The organism is Stenotrophomonas sp. ISL-67 (assembly GCF_018612915.1).
In the GTDB taxonomy this organism is placed as follows: Bacteria; Pseudomonadota; Gammaproteobacteria; order Xanthomonadales; family Xanthomonadaceae; genus Stenotrophomonas.
Map to the genome: position 1 here is coordinate 94997 of NZ_JAGGRL010000010.1, position 17584 is coordinate 112580.

Consider the following 17584-nt stretch of genomic DNA (forward strand, 5'->3'; position numbering starts at 1 on the left):
GCGCTACGGCGTGTTGTCTGCAGCAGTGGGGTGGTGCATGAAGCAGTGGGCATGGGGCGTTGGACTGGTTCTTCTGCTTGCGCTGCATGCGCTTCCCAGCGTTGCGGCGCCGCTGCAGGCGCAATGGTCGTTCCGGCTGCTGCCAGGCACCGCACAGCTGAAAGCCCATCCCGATGCAGCGCAGTGGCGACCGGCCTCGGTTCCCGGCGCGGTGCACACCGACCTGCTGGCAGCGAAGCTGATACCGGACCCGTATGCGGGTGCACCCGAAGCCGGGCTGCAATGGATCGGCCTGGCCGATTGGGAGTATCAGGCGCGGTTCGATGTGGATGCCGCCACGCTGGCGCGCAGCCACGCCGAATTGGTGTTCGACGGTCTGGACACGTTCGCCGAAGTCATGCTCAACGGCCGGCCGTTGTTGCGTGCCGACAACAGCCACCGCACCTGGCGGGCGGCCGTGCAGGGGCAGCTGCGCGCCAGCGGCAATGAGCTGCGCGTGGTGTTCCGTTCGCCGATCAGCACACTGTTGCCCGGCGTGCAGGCCATGCCGCACAAGATTGCCGGCAATTACCCGTCGCCGTACGGCGATGAGCCGCGCGATGCGATGGTCGGCAACTTCGTGCGCAAACCCGGTTACCACTTTGGTTGGGACTGGGGTCCGCGCTATGTCAACGCCGGAATCTGGCGCCCTGTGCGGCTGGAGAGCTGGAATGCGCAGCGCATCACCGATGTGGCGGTGCAGACCACGGCGCTGGACGCACAGCGCGCCGTGCTGCAGGTAACCGTCGAGGTGGAAGCGGCGGCCGCGCGGCAGGCGCGGGTGCAGGTCGAGATGCTCGACCCAGACGGTCGTGTCGCGGCCACGGTGGAACAACCGGCCACGCTGCGCGCCGGCGTGCAGGTGGTGTTGGTACCGGTGCAGTTGGCGCAGCCCCGGCGCTGGTGGCCGGTCGGCCACGGTGAGCAGGCCCGCTATACCGTGCGGGCGCGCATCGATGCCGATACGCCGGAGGCGGCAGAGCGCAGCATCCGCACTGGGCTGCGTACCGTCGAGCTGCGCCGGGAGAACGACGCAAAGGGCGGACAGGGCTTTGCCTTCGTCATCAACGGCGTGCCGATCTTCGCCAAGGGCGCCAACGTGATTCCCTTCGACATGTTCCCGGCCCGCGTCGATCCGGCGCGGATCCGTCGCGAGCTGACCGCCGCCCGCGACGCCAACATGAACATGCTGCGCAACTGGGGCGGCGGCTACTACGAGGACGATGCCTTCTTCGACATCGCCGACGAGCTGGGCCTGCTGGTCTGGCAGGATTTCATGTTCGGCGGCGGCATGCAGCCCGGCTACGATCCGGCCTTCCGCGCCAACGTGGTGGCCGAAGCGCGCGGCAACGTGCGCCGCCTGCGCCGGCACCCCAGCGTGGTGCTGTGGTGTGGCAACAACGAAGAAGAAACCGCCTGGAAGGACTGGGGCCACGGCCGCGACCTGAAGGCAGCTGATCCCGCCTTTGCCGAACGCGTCTGGCAGGGCTATGTGGACCTGTTCGGCCACGACCTGCGCCAGGTGGTGGCTGAAGCGGGGCTCGGCGTGCCGTACTGGTCGAGCTCGCCCAGCAACGACCTGGATACGGTGGCCAACGATTCCACCCGCGGCGACAAGCACTACTGGCAGGTGTGGGGCAATCCGGCGCTGCCGGTGCAGGCCTACCTGCGCGAGACCCCGCGCTTCATGTCCGAGTATGGCCTGCAGGCCTGGCCGGCGCTGCGTACGCTGGAGGGCATCATTCCGGCGGATCAGATGCGCGTCGACAGCGACACCGTGCGCGCGCACCAGAAGTTCATGGCCGGCGAGGGCAACCAGCGGCTGCTGCAGTACATCGAACGCGAGTTCGGCACGCCGCGTGACTTCCCGGACTTCGTCTACCTGAGCCAGGTGATGCAGGCCGAAGGTATCGAACTGGCCGCGCTGCACCATCGCGCCTCGCGGCCGTACACGATGGGCTCGTTGTACTGGCAGCTCAACGATGTGTGGCCGGGGGCGTCGTGGTCGAGCATCGATCATGCCGGGCGCTGGAAGGCGCTGCATTTCCATGCGAAGCGGTTCTTTGCCGACCACGCGGTAGCGGCGTTGCGTGACGAGGGTGTTACCCGCGTCAGCCTGCTGAATGACCTGCAGCAGCCGCTGAAGGCGCAGTGGCGGTTGCGGGTGATGGATGTGGATGGCCGCCAGATCTCGAAGCAACAGCATGCGGTGACCGTGCCGGCGCTGTCGGCGTTGGAGGTCGGGCGTTTCACCGATGCGCAGCTGCTGGACAAGGCCGACCCGACGCGGACGGTCGCGGTGGTGGAATTGCTGGACGGGAAGCGCGTGCTGTCGCGGCAGGTCGTCTATTTCGCCGCGGCCAAGGACATGCAGCTGCCGGAGGTGAAGATCGACAGCCGCTGGGTGCAGGATGGCGACGACACCGTGCTGGAACTCCGCGCAGCGCAACTGGCGCGCGGGGTGTGGATCGACTTCGACGGGCTGGATGCGGTTCTGGACGACAATGCCATCGACCTGGCGCCGGGCGAACCGGTGCGGATCAAGGTGAAGGCAGATGCCGATCCCGAAACGCTGCGCAAGGCGCTGCGGATCCGGTCCGTAGCGGACGCGATAGCGGGTCGGTAACCCATTGGTTGAATCGGGTGGGGTAGGGTCGGTTCCCAAACGACTGCCAATAGCGGTCGTGACTTCTTTAACGCATGACCTCCGTCGGAGATGCTTCTCCGTTTGAGGTCATGCGTCCCAGCACCGATCATCGTTACCGGCAGTGGATGCTCCTCCGCGTCCTGCGGCCGCACCACTTGTGCATCCATGCACGGCGTCGTTTGGGAACCGACACTACCGGCAGCGGCCGCTGCGCGGTTCTGGTTTACAGCGTGATCTGCTGGAAACTCTCGACGCGATCGTGTCCGTTGGCGGCGGCGCCGGTACGCGGTAGCGGATAGTCGTCCAACCGGTCAAGCAACCGCGTCTGCAGACCCGCCTCACGCGCCGCATCCAGCTCCTCGACCACATCGGACAGGAACAGGATCTCGCCGGCGGGCACGCCAATGGCCTTGACGATGTTGCGGTAGCTCTCCGCCTCGCGCTTGCCACCGATTTGGGTATCGAACCAGCCCGACACCAATCCGGTCAGGTCGCCGGCCTCGCTGAAACCGAAGAACAGCTTCTGCGACGGCACCGAACCGGACGAGTACACGTACAGTGGCTTGCCTTCGGCATGCCAGCCGTTGAGCACGGCCGCCACTTCCGGGTAGAAGTGCGCCTTGTAGTTGCCATTGCGGTAGCCGGCTTCCCAGATCATGCCCTGCAGCGCCTTCAGCGCGGTGTGCTTGCGATCCTGGTCGATCCAGCCCTGCAGGGTCTCCACGATCAGGCTGTCCTGGCAGGCACCGCCGATCTCCACTGCCACCGCATCCAGCCAACGACGCACGTCCGGCTGCTGGCCGTGCGCGGCCACGAAGGCTGGCAGCGCCTTGCGCGCATACGGAAACAGCACGTTCTTGACGAACGAAATGCTGCTGGTGGTGCCTTCGATGTCGGTGAGGATGACGGTGGGGTGGGGCATGGATCAGGACGCCTTGGTTGGAATGTAGCGGGGGAATTTCTGTGCGATGTCGGTGCCGGTGAAGTGCCCGACCCAGCCATCCGGTTCGGTGAAGAAGCGGATCGCCACGAAGCTGGGTTCATCGCCCATGTCGAACCAATGCGTGGTGCCATCGGGCACGGCGATCAGGTCGTCCTTCACGCACTCGATCTCGTAGACCTTGTCGTCCACGTGCAGGGTGAACAGGCCCGAGCCGGCGACGAAGAAGCGCACCTCGTCTTCCTTGTGGAAGTGCTCGTCCAGGAACTTCTTCCGCAGTTCGGCGCGGTTCGGGTTGTCCGGGGCGATCGAGGCCACGTCCACGCTCTTGAAGCCGTGCTGGGCCACCAGGCGGTCGATGTCGCTGCGGTAGGCGGCGAACACCTCGTCCTGGCTGGCGCCCGGGGCGACCTCATGGGCCGCCTGCCAGCGTTCGAAGGTCACGCCGATCTTCTGCAGCTCGGCGGCAATGACGCTGCCGTCCTGGGAATCCAGCAGCGGGGCGTCAGGATGGTCATGGTCGTAAATACGCAGTCGGCTCATGGCGGCAGCTTGAACGGCGGAGGGAGTGACAGTGTGTAGTACCGGGCTCTGCCCGGCAACCAGGGGCTCTGCCCGGCAACCAGGGGCTCTGCCCGGCAACCCGATACGCCTGCGCGGAAAACAGTTTCCCGGGGGAGAGACCGGTAGCGCCGGCGTTATGGACCGCGCAGCTTGCGCAGCTCCAGCTCGCAATGCAGCAGGAACTCGAACGCCTCCAGGTGGCGGCGTGCCTCGGCCATGTCCCGGCCCCAGGCGTACAGGCCGTGCCCGTCGATCAGGTAGCCCCACATGCAGCCTTCGTCCAGCTTGGCCTCGACCTTGGCGGCCAGCTCGTCCATGTCCTGGGTGTTGGCGAACACCGGCACGTCCACGGCGGTCTCGTGGGTGCTGTTACCGTGGAAGGCCTTGAGCAGCTCATAGCCCTCCAGCCGGATATGGCCATTGGCGGCATACAGGCGCGAGGCAATGGTCTGCACCGGCGAATGTGTGTGCAGCACGCAGCCGATTTCCGGGAAGCGGCGATACAGCTGGGTATGCAACAGCGTTTCGGCGGACGGGCGCAGGGGGCGGCCGACGGCCTTGCCGTCGAAGTCGACCACCATGATGTCGTCTTCGATCAAGCGGCCCTTGTCCTTGCCGGACACGGTGATCGCCGCATGCTGGTCATCCAGCCGGTGCGAGAAGTTGCTGCTGGTCGCCGGCGTCCACCCGGCCTGGGCCAGTTCGCGGATGTTGTCGATCAGCACCTGGGCCAGTTCACTGAGCCGGGCCGTGTCGTAGGGGGTGTTGTTCATGGCTGGCATTTTAACGGCGTTGCGCGTTAAAAGCAGGTTCCCGGGCGCCGGGCCGGGTCGGACCCGGCCCGGCTCGCCGTCAGCCCCGCAGGCGGCTGTGGCGGAAGCTGTAGCCGAAGTAGATCGCGAAGCCGATCACCGTCCAGATGCCCATCAGCATCCAGTTGTGCATCGTCATGGCCGACAACAGGGCCAGGCAGCTCAACACGCCCAGGCTGCAGATCAGCCAGGCGGCCGGGATGCGGAACGGGCGGGGCAGGTCCGGCTGGGTGCGGCGCAGGATCAGTACGCCCGCGCAGACCGCTGCGAACGCGATCAGCGTGCCCATCGAAGTCAGCTCGCCCAGCACGTCCAGCGGGAACAGCGCCGCCAGCAGCGCGATGCCGATGCCGGTGATCACCGTGTTGATGTGCGGCGTGCGGTACTTCGGGTGGATCGTGGTGAACACCTTCGGCAGCAGGCCGTCGTTGGCCATGATCATGAAGATGCGCGGCTGCGCGATCACCATCACCAGCACCACCGATGACAGCCCGATCAACGCGCCGATCTCCACCACCACCCGCAACCAGCCCAGGGTTGGATGGGCCGCCACAGCGGTCACCACCGGCTCGTCGGTGCCCAGCATCGTGTACGGCACCAGCCCGGTCATCACTGCGGCCATGGCGATGTACAGCACCGTGCAGATCACCAGCGACAGCAACATGCCGATCGGCATGTCGCGCTGCGGCCGGTGCGATTCCTGTGCCGCCACCGACACCGCCTCGAAGCCGATGTAGGCGAAGAACACCATTGCCGCACCGCGCAGCACGCCTTCGAAGCCGAACCTGCCCGGGCCTTCGTTGGCCGGAATGAACGGGGTCCAGTTGGCCGGATCCACGTACTTCCAGCCAACCACGATCACCAGCACGATCAGGCCGGTTTTCAGGACCACCATCGCCATGTTCATGGCCGACGACTTGCTGATGCCCACATAGCACAGCCAGGTCAGCAGCAGCACCAGGATCGCCGCCGGCAGGTTCGCGATGGCGCCGGTAGGACGCAGCTGCGCATCCAGCGGGGCACTCACCAGCGCCGTTGGCAGGTAGATGTCGAAATGACTGAGCAGGCTCAGGAAGTAGCCGGTCCAGCTGACCGCCACCGCCGAGGCAGATACGCCGTATTCCAGCACCAGCATCCAGCCGATGAACCAGGCCGCCAGCTCGCCGAAGGTTGCATAGGTATAGGTATAGGCGCTGCCGGAAACCGGCACCATCGAGGCGAACTCCGCATACGCCATGGCGCAGAACGCGCAGCAGATCGCCGCCAGCACGAAGCTCAGCATGATCGCCGGGCCCGCATGGTTGGCGGCGGCCTGGCCGGTGATGACGAAGATGCCGCCGCCGATCACCGCGCCGATACCCAGTGCGGTCAGGCCCCAGGGACCCAGGGTGCGCTTCAGGCTCAGTCCGTTGGCGTCCTGATGGGCGGCGTGCGGGTGCTTGGTGGCCCACAGTTGTTTCAGCATGGGATCACGAAGCCTTGTTGAGCTTGCTGTGGCGGATGCCGTAGCCGAAGTAGATCAGCAGGCCCAGCACGGTCCAGCCCACGAACAGGTGCCAATGCACCACGAACGCCTGCCAGAACAGGAACAGGCACGACAGCGCGCCGAGCGGGCAGATCACCCACACCAGCGGCACGCGGAACGGACGGGTCAGTTCCGGGCGCGTATAGCGCAGTACCAGCACGCCGATGCAGACCGTGGCGAAGGCCAGCAGGGTGCCCATCGAGACCAGCTCGCCCAGCACGTTCAGCGGCATCAGGCCGGCCAGCGCGGCGGCCAGCACGCCCACCACGATGGTGGCCCAGTACGGGGTGCGGAAGCGCTTGTGGACCTTGCCGAACAACTTGGGCAGCAGGCCATCGCGCGAGATGGTGTAGGCGATGCGGGTCTGGCCCATCATCATTACCAGCACCACCGAGGACAGGCCGGCGATGGCGCCGATTTCGACGGCGGTCTTCAGCCAGGACAGGCTCGCGTACGGCTCCAGGGCAGTGGCTACCGGCTTGTCGGTGCCCAGCAGGTTGTACGGCATCATGCCGGTCAGTACCGCGCACACAATAATGTAGACGATTGTGCACACCGCCAGCGAGCCCAGCAGGCCGATCGGCATGTTGCGCTGCGGGTCCTTGGTTTCACCGGCGGCGGTGGAAACCGCATCGAAGCCGATGTAGGCGAAGAACACGATGGTGGCCGCACGGAACACGCCGCTCCAGCCGAATTCGCCGGGGACGCCGGTGTTTTCCGGAATGAACGGGGTCCAGTTGGCCATGTCGATGTGCTGCGCGCCAAAGCCGATGAACAGGCAGATCACGGTGACCTTGATCGCCACGATGATCGCGTTGACGAACGCCGACTGGGTCACGCCCACGTACAACAGGCCCGACACCGCTGCCACGATCAGTACCGCCGGCAGGTTGAACAGCTTGCCCGAGGAGATGAACTCATGCCCGGTCCAGCTGATCGGCGCCGCGCTCAGCGCATCCGGGAACGGCATGTGCAGCGTGGTGGTGATGAAGCTTATGAGGTACGCCGACCAACCCACCGCGACCGAGGCCGAGGCGAACAGGTACTCCAGCACCAGGCACCAGCCGATGAACCAGGCCATGCCTTCGCCCAGGGTGGCATAGGAATAGGAGTAGGCGCTGCCGGAGACCGGCATCATTGCCGCGAATTCGGCGTAGCACAGGCCGGCAAGGGCGCAGGCAAACCCGGCGATCACGAAGGACAGCATGATGGCGGGGCCCGCATGGTTGGCGGCCGCCTGGCCGGTCAGCACGAAGATGCCCGCGCCGATCACGGCGCCAATACCCAGCATGATGAGATGTTTCGCCGTGAGGGTCCGTTTCAGCGAGGCTTCGCCATCCAGGCTGCCTTCAATCGGTTCGCCGGCATCGACGTGCCCGGCCGGCTCGACCGGTTTGACCCTCAACAGAGACTTCAACATGCAGTGCTTCCCAAAAAAGGACGGTAGAGCGGGGCTCTGCCCCGCTGCGGCAATGACGGGCGTGCGGTAGATCGCCGCACGCCCTTGCGTTTATTGTCGGCCGCCCCAACGCGACGGCCCGCTGTACCTTAGCCAAAGCCGAAGCCCGCGCACAAGCGCAAATGCAACATGCCGGGCGATAATCGGCAAAATCCGTCCTCTCCCCCTGCCGCCATGTCACAAATCCCTGAATCCGTTGTAGGACTTGACGCCGCGCTGCGCGCGCAGCTGGCCGATTACGCACGGCGCCACCCCGAACACGCTGGTCTGGCTGACGAATTCGGCACATTGCTCGACGAGCGGGAAAATCCATTCCTGCGCAGCCGGCTGGCCGGCCATTTCACGGGCAGCGCCTGGCTGGTAAGCGCCGACGGCGCCCGCGTGCTGCTGACCCACCACCGGAAGTTGAACCGCTGGCTGCAGCTGGGCGGGCATGCCGATGGCGAGCGCGACCTGGCCCGGGTCGCGCTGACCGAAGCCGAGGAAGAGTCTGGTCTGACCGGGCTGGTGCTGGAGGACGGGGCGGTCCTGTTCGATATTGACAAGCACTGGATACCGGAGCGCCATGACGTGCCGGGGCATTGGCATTACGACGCCCGGTACGTGGTGCGGGCGGTGGGCAGCGAGGCGTTCGCAGTCAGTGAGGAGTCGCTGGCGCTGGCGTGGCGCGAGGTGACCGATGTGGCCAATGCCGCGATCGAGACGCCGGACGGGGATGAGTCGTTGCCGCGCATGGCCAAGCGCTGGCTGGCGCGCTGAGTCAGGCGCCTTCGATCTGGGGTCATGCCTTCGTCGCGCCGATCACCGTTATCGGCGGTCGATAGGGATGCGACCCTACCGGTGGGCCATCGCACGCGTTCGGCATGACCGTTGGCGGGAAAAACGCGTTTCGTTCGGAGATCATGCCTTCGTCGCGCCGATCATCGTTATCGGCGGTCGATAGGGATGCGACCCTACCGGTGGGCCATCGCACGCGTTCGGCATGACCGTTGGCGGAAAAACGCGTTTCGTTCGGAGGTCATGCCTTCGTCGCGCCGATCATTGTTATCGGCGGTCGATAGGGATGCGACCCTACCGATGGCTGCCGCACGAAATCAACCGCCGCGAGGTAACTCGCGGTAGGGTCGCATCCCAATCGACTGCCGGCCGTGTGCCAACGTCCGGTTGTGGCATGACCATGATCGGAAAGACGCGCGTGCAACTGCACCGATTGCGACATGCGGTAGGTACTGCCTACTGAAACTCGAATATCCTTCGGAACAAGCAATTTCCCATCGCACTCGATCTCGCGCATGGTTTGCTCAGGAGCCTGAAATCTCCGTGAAACAGACGCAATGTGGAAGTTCTTTGTCGGGAGGGTGGTGGAATACAACACCTTCGCGGGAATACGCCATGCCGACGTTTCGCACGGTTTCAGCCTCCCGACTCCCTCGCCATTCCGGCGAGGGAGACTTCCTCGGAGGTGGCAAATGCGTCGCTCGATTTCGGACTTACCCTCAAACGAACAACCGCAAACCGGCATTGGCCTGCGTGCGCCGGAGCACCTGCGGATCGGGTCGTTCAAGCATCCTGGTGGTCATCCGCTACCCGGCGGTGGGCGCATTCCGTGCCTGATGCTGCGCGGCCTGTGGCTGGACCGGTTTGAACTGCCCGTAGGCGGCCGTGTGGTGGTGCAGGTGGAGCCGAAGCGGATCACGCTGACGTTGGATGAGACACCGGTGCCCGTGCCGTACCGATATCAGGACCATGTGCCGAAGCGGGCGCGGTAAAACGGTCAACGGGGATGCCACCCTGGTAGGGTCGCATCCCGATCGACGCCGTGCATGGATGCACAAGTGGTGCGACCGCAGGATGCGGAAGAGCGTTCCACCGCCGACCATGTTGCAACGTTCGGTGGGGCATGACCGTTTGAGGGAAAAGCGCGTTTCGTTCCGGAGTCATGCCGCCATCGCGCTGATCATCGATATCGGCAGTCGATTGGGATGCGACCCTACCAGCGTGCGGGCTGCAGACTCAGTAGAGAACGCGCGTCCGCAACGTGCCCGGAATCGCCGCCAGCTCCTCGCGCACCGTCGCGGCCTGTTCCTCGCTGGCGGTGATGTCGATCACCACGTAGCCCACCTTCGGGTCGGTGCGCAGGAACTGGCCGTCGATATTGACGTTGTGGCGCGAGAAGATCTCGTTGACCTTGGACAGCACGCCCGGCACGTTCTGGTGGATGTGCAGCAGGCGCAGGCTGTCGGCATGCTCGGGCAACGTCACTTCCGGGAAGTTGACCGCCGAAAGGGTGCTGCCGTTGTCGCTGTAGCGCACCAGCTTCGCCGCCACTTCCACGCCGATGTTGTCCTGCGCTTCCAACGTGCTGCCACCCACGTGCGGGGTCAGGATCACGTTGTCGTGCGCGGTCAGCGGCGACACGAACGCATCGCCATTGCCCTTCGGTTCGACCGGGAACACGTCCAGCGCCGCGCCGCCAATGTGCCCCGAGCGCAGCGCCGCATCCAGCGCGTCGATGTCGACCACGGTGCCACGTGCAGCATTGATCAGGTGTGCGCCCGGGCGCATGCGGGCCAGCTGCGGTGCGCCGATCAGCCATTGGGTGGCCGGGGTTTCGGGCACGTGCACGGTCACGATATCGGCGCGGGCGAGCAGGTCGTCCAGGTCGATCGCAGCGCGGGCGTTGCCCAGCGATAGCTTGGTTTCGATGTCGTGGAAAATCACCTGCATGCCCATCGCTTCGGCCATCACGCCGACCTGTGTGCCGATGTGGCCATAGCCGATGATGCCCAGGGTCTTGCCGCGCACTTCATGGCTGCCGGCGGCCGACTTGGACCAGCCGCCGCGGTGGCATTCGGCATTCTTCTGCGGGATGCCGCGGGTGAGCATGATCGCTTCGGCGATCACCAGCTCGGCCACGCTGCGGGTGTTGGAGTAGGGCGCGTTGAACACCGGAATGCCGGCCAGCTCGGCCGCGTCCAGGTCGACCTGGTTGGTGCCGATGCAGAAACAGCCCACCGCCATCAGGCGCTTGGCGTTGGCCAGCACCTCGGCGCTGAGCTGGGTGCGCGAGCGGATGCCCACGATGTGCGCTTCGGCGATGCGTGCCTTGAGCTCGTCTTCGGGCAGGGCCTTGCTGTGCAGTTCGATCTGCGAATAGCCGGCGGCACTGAACACGTCGATGGCCGTCTGGCTCACCCCCTCCAGCAACAGCACGCGGATATCCTGCTTCGGGAATGAGGTCTTCTTCGGCGACATGGGCAAGCGGCAGCAGGTTGGACGGGAGCTGTCCACTATGCCAGATCAGGGCAGGGATGGTGCGGTGCGCCATGTGATGGTTTGACGGTTTCAGATGCGACCAATTCGTGGCGGGGTCGCACGACCAACAGTATGCCCGCCGAGGCGGGCACCCTTCGGGCCGTCGGCAAGCGACGGTGGGAACGGCGACACCGTTCCCTGCGTGCGTTACCCTTTTGGATTGTCCTGGCTCCCTTGTTCACATGACCGATCCACGCCTTGATTCGCTGTTGCAGGACTGCCCCGGGCTGCGGCTCACCACCGAGCCGGCCGAGCTGGAACATTACGGGCGCGACTGGACCCGGCGCTGGACCCCGGCGCCGCTGGCCATCGCGCTGCCGGCCAGCGTGGAGCAGGTGCAGGCCATCCTGCGCTGGGCCAGCGCCCAGAACGTGGCCGTGGTGCCGTCCGGTGGCCGCACCGGTCTGAGCGGCGGTGCGGTCGCGGCCAACGGCGAGCTGGTGCTCAGCATGGAGCGGATGAACAAGCCGCTGGCCTTCGATGCGGTGGACCGCACGCTCACCGTGCAGGCCGGCATGGCGCTGGAAGCGGTCCACAACGCAGCGCTCGAGCACGGGTTGATCTATCCGGTCGACTTCGCCGCACGCGGCTCCTGCTCGATCGGCGGCAACATCGCCACCAATGCCGGCGGGATCCGGGTGATCCGCTACGGCAACACCCGCGAGTGGATTGCCGGCCTGAAGGTGGTCACCGCCAGTGGCGAGCTGCTGGAGCTGAACAGGGGGCTGATCAAGAATTCCAGCGGCTACGACTTCCGCCAGCTGCTGATCGCCTCCGAGGGCACGCTCGGCGTGATCGTGGAAGCCACGCTCAAGCTCACCGACCCGCCGCCCGCCAGCAACGTGATGCTGCTGGCGCTGCCCTCGTTCGAGGTGTTGATGCAGGTGTTCGCTGCATTTCGCGAGCGCATGCAGCTGCAGGCCTTCGAATTCTTCACCGACCGGGCGCTGGAACACGTGCTGGCCCATGGCGCACAGGCGCCGTTCGATGAGGTCCATCCGTTCTATGTGGTGACCGAGTTCGCCGCCGGCGACGAGGTCCAGGAAGCGGCGGCCATGGCGGCGTTCGAGGCATGCATGGAGCAGGGCTGGGTCAGCGACGGCGTGGTCAGCCAGAGCGATGCGCAGGCCGCGCAGCTGTGGCGCCTGCGCGAGGGCATCACCGAGGCCGTGGCCCGCTACAAGCCCTACAAGAACGATGTGTCGGTGCGGATCTCGGCCATGCCGGCGTTCATGGCGCGCACCCAGGCGCTGATCGGCGAGGCCTACCCGCATTTCGACGTGGTCTGGTTCGGGCACATCGGCGACGGCAACCTGCACATCAACGTGCTCAAGCCCGATGCCACCGACGATGCACGGTTCCTGCAGCAGTGCGAGCACGTGACCAAGCTGCTGGCGCAGGTGCTGAAGGACTTCGATGGCAGCATTTCCGCCGAACATGGCATCGGCCTGGTCAAGAAGGGCTACCTGGACAGCACCCGCGGCCCGGAGGAAATCGCGCTGATGAGGGCGGTCAAACGTGCGTTTGATCCCCAAGGGCTGCTGAATCCCGGCAAGGTGTTTGATCTGTAGCACGCGACAGAATTTCACGTAGCCGATACGCTCTGTCTTTTCCTGCCGTGAATGACACCCTCATGATGCGTTCGATCCTGCTCCTTGCCGTGCTCGCCCTGCCGCTGTCGGCCTTCGCCTCCAGCTTCGCGGGTTCCTCGGCCGGTTCCGCTTCCGGCGCGTCGTCGGCCGGTTCGTCCAGCTCGGACGACGACAAGGTGGTGGTCGACGCGCGCGAAGACGCGGCTGCGTTCGTGGCCACCGACGGCGCCATCCGTGGCGCACGTCTGGAAGCGGCACTGCTGCACCTGCGCGAAACCGGCGCCGCCCAGCGCGACGCCAGCGACATGCAGCTGGCCCAGGCCCTCCTGGCCCGCTGATGCAACTCCGCCGCCGGGCCCTGCGCCGATGCGCGGCGGTCCTGGCGGCGTTGCTGGCCGTCCCGACCGCCCATGCCGCCCTGCAGCTTCAGTTGCAGGCAGACGGGCTTGATCCAGGCCAGCGAGCGAAAGCCAACCTCGTGCTGCAGCAGGCGCCTGCGCTGCTGCCTGGGTCATGGCAGGCGCGGTTCGTCGCTCCGGTCACGATCTCGTGGTCGGACCAGCTTCCCGATACGGTGCATGGCCGCACCCGGAAGAGCGCGATCACCCTGCGGCGCAGCCTGCTGGACCAGATGCAGCCCGGTCAACCGCTGCCACGCGCGGTGCAGGCGGCGCTGATCCATGAATTGACCCACGTGCTGGACCGCGCCGCCGCCGGCCGCTGGTCGTACAGCGCCCGCTGGCGTGACCTGGCCGGTTGGCAGCAGCACCCCTGGCGGTGGGGCCGGGGGGCGAACGCGTTCACCGAACGCAGCCCCGATCCGTACGAGCGCCACAGCCCGGCCGAGTACCTGGCGGTGAATGCCGAGCACTACCTGCTCGATGCCGATTACGCCTGCCGTCGCCCGGCGCTGGCGGCGTGGTTCGCCGACCGCATCGGCCCGGGTCCGCAGCAGGCAGCGTGCGATCCGCGCGTGGCGCTGGTGCAGGCCGGCGATGTGCCGGGCGAAGCGTCATTGCTGGCGTTGGATCCGCAGCGGGTGTACGCAGTGGACTACCTGCTGGCCGAGGGCAACGACCAGCTGATGAGCCGCTGGGGCCACAGCATGTTGCGGCTGGTGATCTGCGCGCCCGGCAGGCCGCGCGGTCCGGATTGCCGGCTGGATCTGGCCGAGCACCGGGTGTTGTCGTTTCGTGCGTTTGTCGGCGATGTGCAGATTTCCAGCTGGCGTGGGCTTACAGGGGCGTACCCGTCGCGGTTGTTCGTGCTGCCGCTCAACCAGGTGATCAACGAATACACGCAACTGGAGCTGCGCGGGCTGCAGTCGGTGCCGTTGGCGCTTGATCAAACCGACATCGCCAGCCTGCTGGAGCGTGTGGGCCAGGTGCATTGGAGCTATGACGGGCGGTATCGCTTTGTCAGCAACAACTGCGCGGTGGAAACCGGCAAGCTGCTGCAGGAAGGCGTGCCGCGCTGGGCCGATCCCGGGCTGAACCGGCTGAGCCCCGGTGGATTGCTGCGCCGGCTGGAGCGGCAGGGCCGTGCCGATGGCGCGGTGCTGGAGGATCGACGCGAGGCAATGCGGTTGGGCTACTACTTCCCGTCGGCGCAGGCGCATTACCAGCAGCTGTTTGATGTGGCACGCGCGGAGCTGGCGCTGCCAACCACGCAGGTGACCGGGTGGTTGGCGTTGCCTGCGGCGCAGCGCGCGGCCTGGGCGGAGCGAGGCGGGTTGCGTGCGACATCGGCGCTGTTGCTGTTGGAGCAGGCGGCGCGGTACCGGGAAGAGTTGCGGGCGCGCGATGGGTTGAAGCGGGCGTTGGGCGGTTCGGCTGCGGGCGGTGATGCGGCGCATGCGGCATTGCTGGCGTTGCTGGACGATGCCGGGCAGCTGGCCAATCCGGCTGGGTTGGTGGGCGGTGACGGGTATGGGTTGCCGACGCTGCAGGAGCGTGTCGTGGCGGCCGAGGCGGCCCAGCAGATCAGCGCACGTGGGGTGCCGGCGTGGGCGGCGTTGCAGGCGCAGATGCGTGCGCGGTTGCCGGCGGCGCAGCAGCGGGAGCTGGTCACGATTGATGACACGCTGGCCCGGCTGGGGAGCCGAATGCGTCAGCTGGCGCGCGAAGGGGTGTAGGGACACGCCGCGCCGGATGACCGCTGGGCGCCGTTGCGATGAGCGCGTCGCCACGCGCCACGGTCTGGCCGCAATGGAACGGGACAGTGCTTGCCGCGTGTCTGCGCGGTGCCGGGCGGAGAGCAGACACGCATGGCGTGTCCCTACGCGGGGGGCGTATTTTCCAGACGCGGCAGCGACCGCATTTCACCCCCGGTCACACCGGCAGGGCTAGGATCTCCGGTTGAATCAGAACATCGGCAAGGAGTCGAACATGCGCGCATCTCCCTTCATTCTCAGCCTGGCCATCGCCACCGGCCTGGCGGCATGCCAGCCGGCGCAGCAGGCCGACAGTGCGGGCCCTGACACCGTCGCGGCCGGCAACGAAACGCCGCCGCCGACGGCAGCACCGACCTCCGATGAACGCGTGTACGCCTTCCAGTGCGGTGATCTGGCCGTGCAGGCAACCTACCGCGGACAGGATTCGGCCACGGTGGTGGTGGGCGGGCGCACCTTCGTGATGGCGTCGGACACCGCCGCCTCCGGCGCGAAGTTCAGCGACGGCCAGGGCAACGTGTTCTGGACCAAGGGCACCACCGAAGGCATCCTGACACTCCAGGGCGAGCCTGACCGCAGCTGCACGGGCTCGGGCAAGGAGGGCGAGGTTGCCGCCGCCGCAGTCACTGCGGATGCAGCGCCCGCGTTCCGCGCTACCGGCAATGAGCCGGGCTGGCTGGCGCAGGTCAGTGCCGGGGAAAACCCGGTGCTGCGCGTGGAGACCGGGTACGGCGAGCAGAAGTTCGAGGTGGTGTCGCCCACCCAGGGCAAGGATGGCTGGTCGGGCAAGGCCGCCGATGGTACCGACATCAAGCTCAGCTTCCAGCGCACGGTGTGTCACGACGACATGAGCGGGCAGGGCTTTGGCGCCACCGTGATGCTCACGGTGGGCGCGCGCCAGTACCACGGCTGTGGTGATTTCGCCGGGGCGCCGGCCTTGGCCGAGCGCCCTTGATGGCGTGATCTGCTTCCACCGGACGCAGCCACGCAGCCACGCAGCAAGCACTGCCCCGTTCCATTGCGGCCAGACCGTGGCGACGCGCTCATCGCAACGGCGCCCAGCGGTCATCCGGCGCGGCGTGGCTCTACGATCCGGTGTCAGCGGTCAGTCCGCGCGGCCGGCGAATTCGCCGGTTGCGGTGTTGACCAGCACGCGCTCGCCGTTGGCGATGTACTCGGGCACCATGATTTCGATGCCGGTGCTGAGCTTGGCCGGCTTCGGGCGCTTGGTGGCGGTGCCGCCCTTGAGTTCCGGTGGGGTTTCGACCACTTCCAGCACCACGCTGCTCGGCATCTGCACGGCGACCGGGGTTTCATCGATCACCTGCACGTAGATGCCGGTCAGGCCGTCGGTGATGTAACCAGCGTCATCGCCGATGACATCGGCATCCAGGGTGTACGGCGTGTAATCCTCATCATCGAGGAAGACGAAGGCGTCGCCATCCTTGTATGAGTAAGTCGATTGGCGGCGCAGCAGTTCGACTTCAGGCAGGTTGTCGTCGGCGTCGAAGCTGGCGTCCAGCTTGTTGCCGCCCGGCACGCTGTACATGATGAAGCGGAAGCGCACATTGCCGCCGCGGCCCTGCGGCGAGCTGCGTTCGATGTCGCGGATCTGGTAGACGCCGCCGTTGTGTTCGACGACGTTGCCCTTCTTGATGTCGTTGGCTTTCATGGAATGAAGGTCGGTTCGTGGGAGGTAGGGTTGCTTGCTTACTTGGGCGCCAGGCGCACCGCACCGTCAAGGCGGATGGTTTCGCCGTTGAGGTAGGTGTTGGTCAGGATGTGGCCGACCAGGCCGGCGAAATCGTCCGGCTTGCCCAGCCGCGGCGGGAACGGGATCGAGGCGGCCAGCGATTCCTGCACGGCCGGCGGCATGCCATCGACCATCGGGGTCCAGAAGATGCCCGGGGCGATGGTCATCACGCGGATGCCGAAGCGCGACAGTTCGCGCGCCATCGGCAGGGTCATGCCGACCACGCCGCCCTTGGAGGCGGCATACGCGGCCTGGCCGATCTGGCCTTCATAGGCCGCCACGCTGGCGGTGTTGATGATCACGCCGCGCTCGCCATCGTCGCCGGCCGTGTTGTGCTGCATGCGGTTGGCGGCGGCCTTGGCCACGTTGAAGCTGCCGACCAGGTTGACCATCACCGTGTTCTGGAAGGTGGCCAGCGGCATCGGTGCCTCTTTGCCCAGCACGCGGCCGGCGCCGAGGATGCCGGCGCAGCTGACCACGGCATTCAGGCCGCCCAGGAAATCGTGCGCGGCGTCGATCTGCGCGGACACCGCGGCTTCGTCGCTGACATTGGTGCTGAAATAGCGGGCGTTGGCCGGGCCGAGCTCGGCCACGGCAGCGGCGCCCTTGTCATCATTGAGGTCGAACAGGGCTACCTTGGCGCCATGGGCGACCAGGTGCTGGGCTACCGAAAGGCCCAGGCCGGAAACACCGCCGGTGACGACGGCGCGGACGGAAGACAGCTGCATTGCACGATCCCGCGGGTTCAAGAGCCGCCGATTCTAGCGG

16 protein-coding genes are annotated in these 17584 nt (G+C 66.3%); 7 read left to right on the plus strand and 9 right to left on the minus strand.

Translation table 11 applies throughout. The annotated features are described in order from the left end of the window. Positions 1-37: 37 nt before the first annotated feature. A complete protein-coding gene (locus J7J08_RS11880) occupies positions 38-2665 on the plus strand; it encodes a glycoside hydrolase family 2 protein (protein WP_214905679.1) in 2628 nt (875 codons plus the stop codon). Positions 2666-2909: 244 nt separating this feature from the next. Here J7J08_RS11880 and mtnC read toward each other — a convergent pair whose 3' ends face one another. The 5 genes from mtnC to J7J08_RS11905 form a co-directional block, all read right to left on the minus strand. Then, entirely contained in the window at positions 2910-3608 is a 699-nt protein-coding gene (gene mtnC, locus J7J08_RS11885) for an acireductone synthase (RefSeq protein ID WP_214905682.1), read from the minus strand. Positions 3609-3611: 3 nt separating this feature from the next. Further along, positions 3612-4169, minus strand: coding sequence for an acireductone dioxygenase (locus tag J7J08_RS11890; RefSeq protein WP_214905685.1), 558 nt, complete (start codon positions 4167-4169; stop codon positions 3612-3614). Positions 4170-4324: 155 nt separating this feature from the next. Beyond that, the gene (locus tag J7J08_RS11895; RefSeq protein WP_214905688.1) at positions 4325-4963 is read right to left on the minus strand and encodes a methylthioribulose 1-phosphate dehydratase; all 639 of its coding nucleotides are present in this window, start codon (positions 4961-4963) and stop codon (positions 4325-4327) included. Positions 4964-5042: 79 nt separating this feature from the next. Then, the gene (locus J7J08_RS11900; RefSeq protein WP_214905691.1) at positions 5043-6467 is read right to left on the minus strand and encodes an amino acid permease; all 1425 of its coding nucleotides are present in this window, start codon (positions 6465-6467) and stop codon (positions 5043-5045) included. A 4-nt stretch (positions 6468-6471) separates the two neighbouring features. Beyond that, entirely contained in the window at positions 6472-7947 is a 1476-nt protein-coding gene (locus tag J7J08_RS11905) for an amino acid permease (protein ID WP_214905694.1), read from the minus strand. Between the two features lie 213 nt (positions 7948-8160). On the opposite strand from J7J08_RS11905, the gene J7J08_RS11910 reads away from it, so the two are divergent. Then, positions 8161-8745 (plus strand): NUDIX hydrolase, encoded by a 585-nt coding sequence (locus J7J08_RS11910; protein ID WP_251006618.1) that lies wholly within the window; start codon positions 8161-8163, stop codon positions 8743-8745. A gap of 259 nt (positions 8746-9004) precedes the next feature. On the opposite strand, the gene J7J08_RS11915 is transcribed toward J7J08_RS11910, so the two are convergent. After that, complete coding sequence (locus J7J08_RS11915; protein WP_214905700.1) at positions 9005-9280, minus strand: hypothetical protein; 276 nt, start codon at positions 9278-9280, stop codon at positions 9005-9007. A gap of 175 nt (positions 9281-9455) precedes the next feature. Between J7J08_RS11915 and J7J08_RS11920 the strand changes: the two genes are divergently transcribed. After that, positions 9456-9755 (plus strand): hypothetical protein, encoded by a 300-nt coding sequence (locus J7J08_RS11920; protein ID WP_214905703.1) that lies wholly within the window; start codon positions 9456-9458, stop codon positions 9753-9755. Between the two features lie 244 nt (positions 9756-9999). Here the strand turns inward: J7J08_RS11920 and serA are convergent, their stop codons facing one another. Then, the gene (gene serA, locus J7J08_RS11925) at positions 10000-11241 is read right to left on the minus strand and encodes a phosphoglycerate dehydrogenase (protein WP_214905706.1); all 1242 of its coding nucleotides are present in this window, start codon (positions 11239-11241) and stop codon (positions 10000-10002) included. A 242-nt stretch (positions 11242-11483) separates the two neighbouring features. Between serA and J7J08_RS11930 the strand changes: the two genes are divergently transcribed. The 4 genes from J7J08_RS11930 (at position 11484) to J7J08_RS11945 (ending at position 16018) form a co-directional block, all read left to right on the plus strand. Further along, positions 11484-12872, plus strand: coding sequence for an FAD-binding oxidoreductase (locus tag J7J08_RS11930; RefSeq protein ID WP_214905710.1), 1389 nt, complete (start codon positions 11484-11486; stop codon positions 12870-12872). A gap of 62 nt (positions 12873-12934) precedes the next feature. Further along, positions 12935-13231, plus strand: coding sequence for a DUF2388 domain-containing protein (locus tag J7J08_RS11935; RefSeq protein ID WP_214905713.1), 297 nt, complete (start codon positions 12935-12937; stop codon positions 13229-13231). Beyond that, complete coding sequence (locus J7J08_RS11940; RefSeq protein WP_214905716.1) at positions 13231-15027, plus strand: DUF4105 domain-containing protein; 1797 nt, start codon at positions 13231-13233, stop codon at positions 15025-15027. Before J7J08_RS11935 ends, J7J08_RS11940 begins: the two co-directional genes overlap by 1 nt. Before the next feature lie 253 nt (positions 15028-15280). After that, entirely contained in the window at positions 15281-16018 is a 738-nt protein-coding gene (locus J7J08_RS11945; protein WP_214905717.1) for an MliC family protein, read from the plus strand. 150 nt (positions 16019-16168) lie between these two features. On the opposite strand, the gene yeiP is transcribed toward J7J08_RS11945, so the two are convergent. Together yeiP and J7J08_RS11955 are read right to left on the minus strand one after the other, a co-directional pair. Further along, positions 16169-16735, minus strand: a complete 567-nt coding sequence (gene yeiP / locus J7J08_RS11950) for an elongation factor P-like protein YeiP (protein WP_214905721.1) — start codon at positions 16733-16735, stop codon at positions 16169-16171. Positions 16736-16773: 38 nt separating this feature from the next. Further along, positions 16774-17544 (minus strand): SDR family NAD(P)-dependent oxidoreductase, encoded by a 771-nt coding sequence (locus J7J08_RS11955; RefSeq protein WP_214905725.1) that lies wholly within the window; start codon positions 17542-17544, stop codon positions 16774-16776. Positions 17545-17584 lie beyond the last annotated feature (40 nt).